Annotated in this window: 11 protein-coding genes; 2 read left to right on the plus strand and 9 right to left on the minus strand. The window is 74.1% G+C overall.

Features of this window, described 5'->3' with window-relative positions:
• Nucleotides 1–84 precede the first annotated feature (84 nt).
• Complete coding sequence (locus tag ACQ95T_RS09890; RefSeq protein ID WP_431472879.1) at nt 85–1,758, minus strand: amidohydrolase; 1,674 nt, start codon at nt 1,756–1,758, stop codon at nt 85–87.
• Nucleotides 1,755–2,849, minus strand: a complete 1,095-nt coding sequence (locus tag ACQ95T_RS09895) for an L-erythro-3,5-diaminohexanoate dehydrogenase (RefSeq protein WP_425942583.1) — start codon at nt 2,847–2,849, stop codon at nt 1,755–1,757. Before ACQ95T_RS09895 ends, ACQ95T_RS09890 begins: the two co-directional genes overlap by 4 nt.
• 84 nt (nt 2,850–2,933) lie before the next feature.
• On the opposite strand from ACQ95T_RS09895, the gene ACQ95T_RS09900 reads away from it, so the two are divergent.
• On the plus strand, nt 2,934–4,394 hold the full coding sequence (locus ACQ95T_RS09900) for a KamA family radical SAM protein (protein WP_425942582.1): 1,461 nt from the start codon (nt 2,934–2,936) through the stop codon (nt 4,392–4,394).
• Nucleotides 4,395–4,445: 51 nt separating this feature from the next.
• On the opposite strand, the gene ybaK is transcribed toward ACQ95T_RS09900, so the two are convergent.
• Genes ybaK through ACQ95T_RS09925 form a run of 5 tightly spaced genes read right to left on the minus strand, consistent with a single transcriptional unit; the run spans nt 4,446 to nt 7,429 of the window.
• Nucleotides 4,446–4,940 (minus strand): Cys-tRNA(Pro) deacylase, encoded by a 495-nt coding sequence (gene ybaK, locus ACQ95T_RS09905; RefSeq protein ID WP_425942581.1) that lies wholly within the window; start codon nt 4,938–4,940, stop codon nt 4,446–4,448.
• A 40-nt stretch (nt 4,941–4,980) separates the two neighbouring features.
• The gene (locus ACQ95T_RS09910; protein ID WP_425942580.1) at nt 4,981–5,886 is read right to left on the minus strand and encodes a 2-oxo acid dehydrogenase subunit E2; all 906 of its coding nucleotides are present in this window, start codon (nt 5,884–5,886) and stop codon (nt 4,981–4,983) included.
• Nucleotides 5,887–5,894: 8 nt separating this feature from the next.
• Nucleotides 5,895–6,584, minus strand: coding sequence for a phosphatase PAP2-related protein (locus tag ACQ95T_RS09915; protein ID WP_425942579.1), 690 nt, complete (start codon nt 6,582–6,584; stop codon nt 5,895–5,897).
• Between the two features lie 11 nt (nt 6,585–6,595).
• A complete protein-coding gene (locus ACQ95T_RS09920; protein WP_425942578.1) occupies nt 6,596–7,054 on the minus strand; it encodes an Lrp/AsnC family transcriptional regulator in 459 nt (152 codons plus the stop codon).
• A 9-nt stretch (nt 7,055–7,063) separates the two neighbouring features.
• Nucleotides 7,064–7,429 carry a hypothetical protein gene (locus tag ACQ95T_RS09925; RefSeq protein WP_425942577.1) on the minus strand — a complete coding sequence of 122 codons (366 nt, stop codon included), beginning with the start codon at nt 7,427–7,429 and terminating at the stop codon, nt 7,064–7,066.
• Nucleotides 7,430–7,462: 33 nt separating this feature from the next.
• On the opposite strand from ACQ95T_RS09925, the gene ACQ95T_RS09930 reads away from it, so the two are divergent.
• The gene (locus tag ACQ95T_RS09930; protein ID WP_425942576.1) at nt 7,463–8,428 is read left to right on the plus strand and encodes a 5'-3' exonuclease; all 966 of its coding nucleotides are present in this window, start codon (nt 7,463–7,465) and stop codon (nt 8,426–8,428) included.
• Between the two features lie 7 nt (nt 8,429–8,435).
• Here the strand turns inward: ACQ95T_RS09930 and ACQ95T_RS09935 are convergent, their stop codons facing one another.
• Entirely contained in the window at nt 8,436–9,644 is a 1,209-nt protein-coding gene (locus ACQ95T_RS09935) for an acetyl-CoA C-acetyltransferase (protein ID WP_425942575.1), read from the minus strand.
• A gap of 48 nt (nt 9,645–9,692) precedes the next feature.
• A complete protein-coding gene (locus ACQ95T_RS09940) occupies nt 9,693–12,614 on the minus strand; it encodes a DEAD/DEAH box helicase (protein WP_425942574.1) in 2,922 nt (973 codons plus the stop codon).

Consider the following 12,614-nt stretch of genomic DNA (forward strand, 5'->3'; position numbering starts at 1 on the left):
CTTCGGGTCCAGGTCGAGGGGGGGGCGGCGGCGCGACGGCGCGGACCGGCGTGCGGGGCGGGGTCTTCGTCCCGGTGCGGGGGCTCACTCAGGCTCCTTCACGGTCGTGGGCGACCTGGCCGGACACGACGGTGATCCGCGCGACGGGCAGGGACTGGTCGGGGTCGTCGAGGACGGGCAGGCCCGTGCCCGGGTCGGTGGGGACGGGCGTCCCGGCACCGTCGTCCCAGACGACGTAGGTGGCGGGGGCGCCGGCGCGCAGGTGGCCTCCGGCCCGCCCGGCCAGCTCGTGGCCGGCGACCGTGTGGGCGGTGAAGGCCTCGGCGGGCGTGAGCCGCTGCCCGGGGTTGTGGTGCAGGACGGCCGCACGCACCGCCGCCCACGGTCCCGCGGGGTGACCGGGCTGTCGGACCCCAGCGCCACGCGGATCCCGGCGTCGACCATGTCCCGCAGCGGCAGCGCCGAGAGGGCGCGCTCCGGACCCAGCCGGGCGGCATACATGCCCTCGGACCCGCCCCAGAGGGCGTCGAAGACGGGTTGCACGCTGGCCCAGACGCCCAGCTCGGCCATGGTGGCCAGCACCTGGGGCGAGGGCAGCTCCACGTGCTCCCAGCGGTGCCGGGCGGCACGCACCGCCTCGACCCCCAGCTCCTCCGCGGCGGCCCGGAAGCCGGTGGCCATCGTGCGCAGGGCGGCGTCGCCGATGACGTGCCCGCCGGCCTGCAGCCCGGCGCGGGTGCACGCCAGGACGTGGTCGCGGACCTCGTCCACGCCGAGGTAGCCGAAACCGACGTGGTGGCCCTCCTCCCCCGCCCCCGACGGGGCACCGAGGTAGGGCTGCTCCACGTGGGCGGTGAAGGACCCGAACGACCCGTCCGCGCACAGGTCGCCCGCCAGGCCGAGCACGCCGAGGAACCCGGCCAGCTCGGCGGCCGCGTCGGCGTCGTCCACGAGCTCGCCCCAGTACGTGACCACGTCCGGCACGCCCGGCGCCTCGCCGTGGGCCAGCACCGCGCGGATGTCGTCGTGACCGGTCAGGTGCGCCGCGCCCATCTCGTGCAGGAGGGTGATCCCCGCCGCGGCCGCCGCCCGCAGCGCCAGGGAGACGTGGTGCTCCCGGTCGGCGGGCGTGAGGGTGGTGGTGAAGGCGTTGGTCGCGGCCGCGAAGGCGTCCCGTCGCACCACGCCGGTGCCGTCCCAGCCGTCGATCTCCCGGACCCGGGCGATCGTGGCCATCGCGGTGGACAGGCTGGCCGAGTGGGCGTCCACGCGGGGCATGTACACCACCCCGCCGTAGGACGCGCGGTCCAGCTCGGCCGAGGTCACTGGCCGTCCCTCCGCCCAGCGGGTCTCGTCCCACGAGTGCGCGTAGACGGGACGGCCCCGGCGGCGGCGGACCGCCTGCTCGACCAGGTCGAGCGCCTCGCGGACAGAGCGGGTCCGCGACAGGTCGACCCCGTCGAGCCCCTGGCCGGTCATGGTCAGGTGGACGTGGGCGTCCGCGAACCCGGGCGTGACCAGGGCGCCGTCCAGGTCCACGACGCGGTCGACACGGTCGTGCCACGCGGAGGCCCCGGCCTCGTCCCCGACCCAGGCGACGGTGGACCCGTCGAGCACGAGCGCGGTGGGGGCGGCGCCGGACACGTCGTCGTCGGACGTCGCGCCCGCGAGGACGCCGCCGTGCAGCAGGACGCGCCCGCCAGGGGCGGAGGAGGACCGGGCCCGTTCGGGCTGGGGCTGGGGCTGAAGGGTGCTCACGTCTGCCCAGTGTGGTGGGTGTGCAGCCTGGACTCGAACAGGCGGCGCACCGTGTCGTCCCCGCGGACCAGGGACAGGGCCAGGTCCGCGTGGCCCGGGCTGTAGCCGTTGCCCACCAGCATGGTCACGTCGGCCGCCAGCCCCTCGGCCCCGAGGGCGGCCGCGGCGAAGCTGGTCGCCATCGAGAAGTACACGACCGTGCCGCCCTGGGCGGTGGCCATGATCGCCGGCTGCTCGCAGCCCGGGACGTCCACGCAGACGACGGTGACGTCGGCCGGTCCGCCCGCCTCGCGCACGGACCACTCCAGGGCGATCGGCGACCGGGCGTCGGCGACGACGACCTCGTCGACGAGGTCGGTGCCGCGCAGCATCGCGGCCTCGGCCTCCACGGGGACCACGGCGATCCGGCGGCCCGCGCCGGCCTCCCGGGCGGCGGCCAGGGACAGGCTGCCCGACTTGCCCGCGCCGCCGAGCACGGCGACGGTGGGGGCCGGCCCGCGGGCGGCATACCCCTGCACCACCTTGGTGACCAGGGCGGGGGCGCCGCAGACGTCCATGACCATCAGGGCGAGGTCGGGGTGGAGGTCCTCGGGCAGCCGCGCCGCGACCGACCGGCCGAAGAGGATGGCGTGGCCGGCCGTCGGCACGCGCTCGGACATCCCGTCCCAGCGCGCCAGCCGGTCGCTGATGTGCAACGGGGTCAGGGACAGGGACACGAGGGTGGCGACCCGGTCGCCGACCACCAGGCCCAGCGGGCTGTGCGGCCCGACCTCGGCCACGGTGCCGATGAGCATGCCTCCGGACCCGGTGACCGGGTTCTGCATCTTGCCGCGGTCCTCGACGATCTCCAGGACGTCGCTGCGGATGCCGTGCCCGTGCACGTGGCCGGTGGGGCCGGTGTGCTTCTCGCGCAGCTGGCGGTAGGAGGCGGCGTCCAGGTTGAGCACCTCGACGTCGATCCGCACCTCGTCCGGCGCGAGCTCCGGGGAGGTGTCCAGCCGGCGGGCGGCCTGCGGCAGGGTCACCGCCTCGCCCGAGGGATCGACGACCCTGTGCAGCCCGAACGGTGAATGCCCGGTCGAGACCGTCATCTGTCCTCCCAAATCGCAATCTGACAAGAAATCTTCCGGTGTGTTCTTCCGCACACAGGACGTTGTCCCGTAGCATGCCACGTCATGAGCACTCAGATCGAGCAGCCCTACTCCTACCGGCGCCGTGAGCTGGTCGAGCCGGACTGGACCCGCCTGCCGGGCTGGAAGCACGTCACCGCCGAGCAGTGGGCCGACGTGCAGTGGCAGCGGGTGAGCTGCGTCAAGAACGTGCGTCAGCTGCGGACGGTCATGGGCGACCTGCTCACCGACGACTTCTACGCCGACCTCGAGCGCGACCAGACCGAGCGCGCCACGATGTCCATGCTCCTCACGCCGCAGATGCTCAACACCATCGTCAGCGAGCAGACCTGGGCGGACGGGCGGATGCCGGCGGCCGGCGAGGAGTACACTGCGGCGTTCTACGCCGACTCCGTGCGCCGCTACATGCTGCCGGTCTTCTCCGACCGCCGCACCGACTGGCCCTCCCACCCGCACGCCGCGCGCGACTCGCTGCACGAGCACGACATGTGGGTGGCCGAGGGGCTGACCCACCGCTACCCCACCAAGGTGCTGGCCGAGATGCTGCCCACCTGCCCGCAGTACTGCGGGCACTGCACCCGGATGGACCTGGTCGGCAACTCCACCCCGACGATCACCAAGATCAAGCTCGCCGGCAAGCCGGTGGACCGGCACGCGGAGATGCTGGACTACCTGCGGGCCAACCCCGGGGTGCGCGACGTGGTCGTCTCCGGCGGCGACGTGGCCAACATGCCGTGGAAGAACCTCGAGGCGTGGCTGGACCAGCTGCTGGAGATCGAGAGCATCCGGGACGTGCGGCTGGCGACCAAGGCGCTGATGGGCATGCCGCAGCACTGGCTTGCCCCCGACACCGTCGAGGGGGTGGCCCGGGTGGCGGGCAAGGCCCGCGAGCGCGGCGTCGGCCTGGCGATCCACACCCACGTCAACGCCGCCCAGTCGGTCACCCCGGCGGTGGCGCAGGCCTCCCGGGCGATGCTGGACGCGGGGGTGCGCGACGTGCGCAACCAGGGCGTGCTCATGCGCGGGGTCAACGACACCAGCCAGCAGCTGCTCGACCTGTGCTTCGCCCTCTCCGACGACGCCATGATCACGCCCTACTACTTCTACATGTGCGACATGATCCCGCACGCCGAGCACTGGCGGGTCTCCCTCGCCCACGCCCAGCACCTGCAGCACGCGATCCTGGGCTACCTGCCCGGCTTCGCCACGCCTCGGATCGTCTGCGACGTGCCGTTCGTCGGCAAGCGCTGGGTGCACCAGGTCGACACCTACGACACCGAGCGCGGCATCTCCTACTGGCGCAAGAACTACCGGACCTCGATCGAGGCCGAGGACGTCGACGTCACCAGCACCGAGTACGTCTATTACGACCCGATCGACACCCTGCCGCCCAGCGGCCAGGAGTGGTGGCGCCAGCACGCCGCCCCGACGGCCGAGGTCGACGCCGAGGCGGCCGCGCAGCAGGCGGCCGCGTCCCGTCGGGCGTCGGTGGACCAGCTGGTCTGAGGCCGCTGCTCCCCGGCACCGGCCCCGGGCACCGTCCCCGGGCGCGTCCGCTCAGGCGCGGCGGGCGACCTGGGCGGTGCTGCCGGCGACGACGGCCAGCAGGTCGTGGGGCGCCAGCTCCAGGTCCAGACCGCGCCGGCCGCCGCTGACGAGGATGGTGGGGTGGTCCAGGGCGGAGGCGTCCAGGACCGTCGGCAGCCGGCGGCGCTGACCCACGGGGCTGATGCCGCCGACCACGTAGCCCGTGACCCGCTCGGCGTCGGCCGGTTGCGCCATGACCGCCTTCTTGGCCCCCAGCGCGGCGGCCACCGCCTTCAGGTCGAGCAGCGTGTCGACCGGCACGATCCCGACGGCGAGCGCGCCGTCGGCCTCGACGAGGAGCGTCTTGAACACCCGCGCCGGTTCCACCCCCAGGGCGACGGCGGCCTCCAGGCCGTAGCTGTCGGCCGCCGGGTCGTGCTCGTAGCGGCGCACCTCGTAGTCCACGCCCGCCCGGTCCAGCATCACCGTCGCGGGGGTGCCCGCTCCCGTCCTCCTGCGTCCCACACGCCCAGGGTATGCCGTGGGTCAGGGGGTTCCGCGGCGCTCAGGGGGTGCCGGTGACCGGGCCGGGCGCGCCCGGTGGTCCGTCGACCGGCGGGAGCATCAGGGAGGCCGGGTCGTCGATGAGCTGCTGCAGGACCTGGGAGCTGCGGACCAGGTAGAACCCGTCGGTGGCCCGCTCGTCGATGGTGTAGACCACGTCGACCCGGCGGCGCGCGACGACGGCTCCCGCGTCGTCGACGACCGGTTCGGGCCGGATGGTGCCGATCGAGACGAACGTGCTGGCGGTGCCCCGCTGGTACAGGTGGTGGAAGGGCGCCTCCGCGTGCAGCGACCCGAGGTTGACCAGGTAGGAGCTGGCATAGACCGGGATCGCGTCCTCGAGGGCGCGCGGCAGCAGGTCGACCGCGTCCAGGGCCCAGATTGCCCTGGCCACCCCGGCGACCACCGGCCGGGGCAGGCGGACAAGGGTCTCGACGAGGCGGTCGTTGCCGGTGTGCCCGCCGCGCCGGGCACGGTCGAGGACCTGGTCCACCCGCGCCCGCACCTGCTCGACCGTCTCGGTGCCGGTGAACGGGACCAGTGCCTGCGCCTCCTCGGCCTCGTCGGTCATCGCCTGCTTGACCGTGAAGGCGAAGGTGATGTCCCGGTGCTCCCAGGTCCGCCTGGCGGAGACGAAGCGGTTGAGCTCTGGACGGAGCCGGAACAGCCGGGCCCAGGCGGTCAGGAAGACGTGGAAGAAGCGGATCCGGTCCTCCTCCGCCCGTCCCTGGTTGACCTCCTCCAACCAGGCCGTCAGGCGCTCCACCTCGAGGTGCTGGCGGTAGTAGACGGTGGACTCCAGCCGGGTCGGCATCAGGTGGGGCACGACCCGCCGCAGGGCCGGGAGGTCGGCGACCGGTCGGGCGTCCCGACGGCCGCGGACCGGCCGGTGCCCGCGCAGGAACATGGTGCCTCCTAGGGGCCGTCGCACCCGCACGGTGCCTGGCCCGGTCCGAGCCTACGGCGCGTGGGCGGCCCGGGGCCGGTGACCCGCGCGAGGGGCGCGAACATCCCCTCCGGCCCCCAGGACCGGACGACGAAGAAGGCCAGCAGCAGTCCACCGACGACGTCGATGGAGTAGTGGCCGTGGGCCAGGACGAGCGCGGCCGCCATGACGACCACCAGCGTGCGCTGCAGCATCCGCAGGCGTGGCCGGTCGGCCGCGGTGAGCATGGCCAGCAGCGTCACCGCGGCCACGTGCCCGGAGGGGAACATGCCGTACTGCTGGAGGGAGAACAGGAACGGGCCGTCCCCCTGCGCCGGCGCCAGCGGGGTCAGCACCATGATCCCGGCCCGCAGGAGGTACATCACCGCGAACACCGCCCCGACCGCGGGCAGCAGGGCGGTCCGGCCGGAGCGCACCAGGTCGCCCAGGAAGACCCCGAACCCCACGACCAGGGCGGCCAGGGTCAGCCACCGGGCCGGGCGGACGTGGGGCAACAGCTCGAAGAGCAGGTCGTCGGGGCGCACCGCGTCGGCGAACCTCGTGGTGATCAGCAGGTTCCCCAGGAAGGTCGCGCCCAGGGCGAGCAGGCCCAGCGCCAGGGCCACGGTCCAGGCGGTGGACAGGGATCGGGGGCGGGCGGCGGGCGGGGCGTGGTCCATCCGGGGCGGGTTCAGACGACCGGGTTCGTCGGCAGCCGTCCCAGGCGGTCCTCCCACGGCGTGGAGAGGACGATCGTGGTGTTGGTGGAGCAGGATCCCTGCTGGCGGATGCGTGCCAGCAGCTCCTCGAGCTCTTGGGGACGCTGGACCCGGATCAGCAGGATGTAGTTCTCGTCGCCCGCCACCGACCAGCAGGCGACGATCTCGTCGATGTCCGCGAGCCGCTCGGGGATGTCGTCGTCGGCGGCCGGGTCGAAGGGGGTCACCGACATGAGCGCGGTCAGCGGCAGCCCCACGGCGGTGTAGTCGACCACGGCGCGGTAGCCCTTGATGATCCCCCGCTCCTCGAGCCGCTTGACCCGCTGGTGCACCGCGGAGGTGGACAGTCCCACCTGGCGCCCCAGGTCGGCGAAGGAGATCCGGCCGTCCAGGGCCAGGACCTGGACGATGTTCCGGTCGAGGGCTTCCATCCCGCCACCCTAGTGCGCGGGTCCTCCCGCCCGGACGGCCACGACATACCCAGCGGCGGTGAGCACCAGCGCGGGCGCGAACCAGAGGGGCAGCGGGGTCGGGGCCGTCAGGACCAGGGCCAGCAGCGCCACGAGCACGACCCCGGCGAGGACCCGTCGCCGCGGCAGCAGCAGCGCCACCGCGACGGTGAGGGCGACGACCAGGGTGGGCACGGCCAGCCGCAGCACGTCGGCGACCGCCGGATCGGGTCGGGTGAGCGGGTTCTCGCCCTCGGCGGTGTCCCACAGCGGGCCCAGCAGCAGCACCCCGGCGGTCCCCACCGTGACCAGCACGGCGGTCCAGGGCAGGAGGAGCTGGGTGGTGGGGCGCGGCACGTCGGCACGCTAGCAGTCCTAGGGTGGGGCCTCATGGACGGGAACGACGCACAGGGCGCACGGCACCAGCACCAGCGGCTGCTCCTGCTGGACACCGCCTCCCTCTACTTCAGGGCCTTCTTCGGGGTCAAGGACCTGCGCCCCGCTCCGGACGGCACGCCGACCAACGCCACCCGGGGGCTGCTCGACATGGTGTCCACCCTCGTGACCCGGTTCCGGCCCACCCACCTCGTCGCCTGCTGGGACGACGACTGGCGTCCGGCGTTCCGGGTCGAGGCCATCCCCACGTACAAGGCTCACCGCCTGGTCGAGGGTTCGCAGGAGAAGGAGGAGGCTCCACCCGAGCTCGAGGTCCAGGTGCCGGTGCTGCGCCGGGCGCTGGAGGCGTTCGGCATCCCCGTGCTCGGGTCCCCCGGCTACGAGGCCGACGACGTCATCGGCACCCTCACCGCCCGCCACCGGGGCCGGATGCCGATCTCGGTGGTGACCGGTGACCGCGACCTGTTCCAGCTCGTCGACGACGAGGCCGACGTCAGCGTCGTCTACACCGCCCGGGGCGGGGTGCGTGACGCCGAGGTGGTGCGCCAGGCGGACCTGCAGGAACGCTACGGCGTCCCCACCGGCACGGCCTACGCCGAGATGGCGACGCTGCGCGGGGACGCCAGCGACGGGCTTCCGGGCGTCAGGGGGATCGGCGACAAGACGGCGGCCCAGCTTCTCCGGACCTACGGCTCCCTGGCCGCCCTGCGGCAGGCCGTCGACGACGGCGACCCCGCGATCAAGGGGGCCCGGCGCACCCACCTGGAGGCGGCCTCGGACTACCTCGACGCCGCGCCCCTGGTCGTCACGGTCGCGCCCGACGCCCCGCTCCCGGACGTCCCGCTCACCGTCCCCCGGGAGCTCGCCGACCCCGAGACGCTCCAGCAGCTGGTCGAGGCCTACGACCTGGGCAGCCCCGTGGGACGGCTGCTCAAGGCGCTGGAGCTGCGCCCGGGCTGAGGACCGCTCAGACGACCCGCTCGAACACCGCGGCCAGGCCCTGCCCACCGCCGATGCACATGGTCTCCAGGGCGTAGCGACCCTCGCGGCGGTGCAGCTCCTGGGCCAGCGTGGCCAGGATGCGCGCGCCGGTCGCACCGACCGGATGGCCCAGGGAGATGCCCGACCCGTTGGGGTTGAGCCGGTCCCAGGTCGAGGGGTCGCGCATCCCCCACTCGGTGAGCACGGCCAGCACCTGCGCGGCGAAGGCCTCGTTCAGCTCGATGAGGTCCAGGTCGTCCAGGGTCAGCCCGGCCCGCTCCAGCGCGGCCGCCGAGGCGGGGACGGGGCCGATGCCCATCGTCTCGGGGGCGACGCCCGCCACGGCCCAGGAGCGCAGCGCCAGCAGCGGCGTCAGTCCCCTGGCCTCGGCATGCTCCCGCGTGGTCACCACGCACAGCGCCGCCGCGTCGTTCTGCCCGCTGGCGTTGCCGGCCGTGACGGTCGCCCGGTCGTCCTGGCGGCCCATGATCGGCCGGAGCCCGGAGAGCACCTCGAGGGTGGTGTCGGGGCGGATGTGCTCGTCGGTGTCCACGACCGTGGTGCCCTTGCGGGTGGTCACCTCGACCGGGACCATCTCCTCGGCGAAGCGGCCCTGCGCCTGGGCGGCGGCGGCGAGCCGCTGGGAGCGCACCGCGAACTCGTCCTGGGCCTCCCGGGAGATGGAGTACCCGCGGCGCAGGTTCTCGGCCGTCTCGATCATGCCGCCGGGAATCGGGTGCCTCTCGCCGCCGGCGGTGGAGCGCGCCCGGGCGAGCCGGTCGGTCAGCTCGACCCCGGTGCCCCTCACCCCCTGGCGCAGCAGCGCGTAGTGCTCGACCTGGCTCATCGACTCCGCTCCCCCGGCGACGATCAGCCTGGCCCCGCCCGCGGCGATCTGCGAGGCGGCGGTGAGCACCGCCTGCAGGCCCGAGCCGCAGCGGCGGTCCAGCTGCATGCCCGGCGCGGAGTCCAGCCCCACGTTGAGCGCCAGGATGCGGCCCAGGGCGGGGATCTCGCCCGAGGGGTTGGCGTTGCCGACGATCACGTCGTCGACGTCCCCGTCCTGCAGGCCGGTGCGCTCCAGCAGCGCGGTGAGCAGCTGGGTGCCCAGGTCCGCGGCCGACAGGCCGGCCAGCGCGCCCAGGAAGCCGCCGACGGGGGTGCGCAGGGGGGAGCAGACGACGATCTCGGTCACGGGTTCTCCTCGGGTCGGGGTCGGGGTCGGGGTCGGGGTGGTCGGGGGTCAGTCGAGCCGGTCGGCGGCGACGACGCCGCGCAGGACCGCGCTGGAGGCGCGGCGGGCCGTGCGGGCGACGTGCGGGTCGGCGGCCTGGGCGATCTGGCCGAGCAGGTCCACGACCTGCTTGCAGCGGCGCACGAAGTCGCCGGCCGAGAGCGAGCCGTCGCGCAGCACCTCCTCCAGGCCCCGGCCGGAGGCCCACCGGTGCACCATCCAGGCGATCCCCGGGTCGGGCTCACGGTCGGGCTCGAGCCGGTGCTCGACCTTCAGGGTGGAGACCTCGCGCCAGATCGCGCCCATCTCCCCCAGGGACTCCTCGACCTCCACGCCCGGCATCCGCGTCTCGCTCACGTCGTCGCCCCGGGCCTCGTGCACGAGCGCGGAGACGACCGCGGCCAGGTCGGCCGCGGACAGCCGCTGCCAGCTGCCGCGGCGCAGCGCCTCTGCGACGACGAGGTCCAGCTCGGTGTAGATCCGCCGCAGCCGCTGCCCCTCCTCGGTGACCTCCTGCCCGTCGGCCGTGAGGTAGCCCAGGGTCGAGAGCAGGTCGCAGATCCGCTCGAAGGTCTTGGCCACGGTGTTGGTCCGCTCCGACACCCGGCGCTGCAGGTCGTCGGTCTCGCGGCGCAGCTGCCACCACCGGGCGGCCCAGCGGGCGTGCTCCTCCCGGTCGGGGCAGGAGTGGGAGGGGTGGGCCCTCAGCTGCGCGCGCAGCTCGTCCAGGCGCGTCTCGAGCGAGGAGGGGTATGCGGTGCCGCAGGCCCCCGTGTCGCCGTCGCCGTCCTCGGACGACCGCCCGCGCCCGCGGGAGCCGTTGCGCCCCGGGACCGGCTCGTGGACCTTCTCGCGCAGTGCCGAGGCCAGGTCCTTACGAGCCCTCGGGCTGCGCGCGTTGAAGTGGGAGGGCACCTTGAGGGTCCCGATGATGTCGGGCACGTCGCGGAAGCCGGCGACGGTGAGGGTGTGCAGGCTGCCGTTGGAGGTCAGGGCGGTCGGCTCGCCGGAGCCCTTCGCCCGGGAGGTGGGCAGGACGACCGCCATCGTGCCCTTGCGGGAGCCCTCCAGCCGGACCACGTCCCCCACCGCCAGCTCGTCGAGCGCGACCGCGATGTCGGCCCGGCGCGACGCCTGCCGACGCCGGGCCTGCTTCTTCTCCAGCTCGCCCAGCTCGTGCCGCAGCCGGCCGTACTCGCGGAAGTCGCCGCGGTCGCAGGCCATCGCCTCCTCGTAGCCGTCCAGGGCCTCCTGGTTCTCCTTCGTCCGGCGGGTCAGCCCGACGACCGAGCGGTCGGCCTGGAACTGCGCGAAGCTGCTCTGCAGCAGCTCGTGGGCGGCCGAGCGGCCGTACTGGGCGACGAGGTTGACGGCCATGTTGGAGCTGGGCCGGAAGGAGCTGCGCAGCGGATAGGTCCGGGTCGAGGCCAGGCCGGCCACGTCGAGCGGGTCGACCCCCCGCCGCCAGAGCACGACGCCGTGCCCCTCCACGTCGATGCCCCGTCGCCCCGCACGGCCGGTGAGCTGGGTGTACTCCGCCGGGGTGACCGGCGCGTGCGTCTCCCCGTTGAACTTGACCAGCTTCTCCAGCACCACGCTGCGGGCCGGCATGTTGATCCCCAGCGCGAGGGTCTCGGTCGCGAAGACAGCCCGCACCCGCCCGGCGGTGAACAGCTCCTCGACGATCTCCCGGAACAGCGGCAGCATGCCCGCGTGGTGCGCGGCGAAACCCCGGGAGAGCCCCTCGACGAAGTCGTGGTAGCCCAGCACGCCCAGGTCGGCCGGGTCGACCTCGGCGATCCGCTCGGCGACGAGCTCGCGGACGCGGCGGCCCTCCTCCTCCGGGACGAGCCGCATCCCCCGGCCCAGCAGCTGACCGACGGCCGCGTCGCAGCCGGCGCGGCTGAAGATGAAGGTGATCGCCGGCAGCAGGCCCTCGCGGTCCAGCCGCTCGACGACCTGGGCCCGGCTGGCCACGCCCCCGGGCAGGCCTCCGCGCTCCGTGACCGGCACAACGTCGTCGGTGCGGCGGCCACGGTCGGCGCGCTCCTCTCGCTCGGCGCGACCGCGACCACCTCGTCCCCCGCGCCGGTCGTCGCGGCCCCGGTGGTCGGCATACCGACCCCGCACCGCTCCCCGACGGCCGCGGGGTCCCCCGGCGTCCTCCCGGCTCCACCCGGTGGAGCGCTCGGCCTGCTCGATCCGCTGCAGGAGGGCGGGGTTGACCCTGGTGCTGCCCTCGGCTCCGCCGTCGGTGACGAACAGGTCGTACAGCTGGGTGCCGACCAGCATGTGCTGCCACAGCGGCACGGGGCGGTGCTCGGCCACGATGACCTCGGTGTTGCCGCGGACGGTGCGCAACCAGTCGCCGAACTCCTCCGCGTTGCTCACGGTGGCCGACAGGGAGACGACCTGCACCGACTCGGGCAGGTGGATGATGACCTCCTCCCAGACGGCGCCCCGGAAGCGGTCGGCCAGGTAGTGCACCTCGTCCATCACGACGTAGCCGAGGCCGGTGAGGGTGGGCGAGGAGCTGTACATCATGTTGCGCAGCACCTCGGTCGTCATGACGACGACGGGGGCCTCCCCGTTGATCGAGGAGTCGCCGGTGAGCAGACCGACGTTCTCCACGCCGTGCCGGGCGACGAGGTCGTGGTACTTCTGGTTGGACAGCGCCTTGATCGGCGTGGTGTAGAACGCCTTGCGCCCGGTCTCCAGGGCCAGGAACACCGCGAACTCCCCCACGACCGTCTTGCCGGCCCCCGTCGGGGCCGCGACGAGCACGCCGGATCCCTCCTGCACGGCCTCCAGGGCCTGCACCTGGAAGGGATCGAGGTCGAACCCGAGACCGTCGGCGAAGCGGCCGGCCGCCGAGGCCTGCCGGGCGGCCCGTGCGCGGGCCTGGGCGTATCGCTCTGCGGGGCTGGCCAT

The sequence above is a fragment of the Ornithinimicrobium carbonis genome, from assembly GCF_050703245.1.
GTDB lineage: Bacteria > Actinomycetota > Actinomycetes > Actinomycetales > Dermatophilaceae > Ornithinicoccus.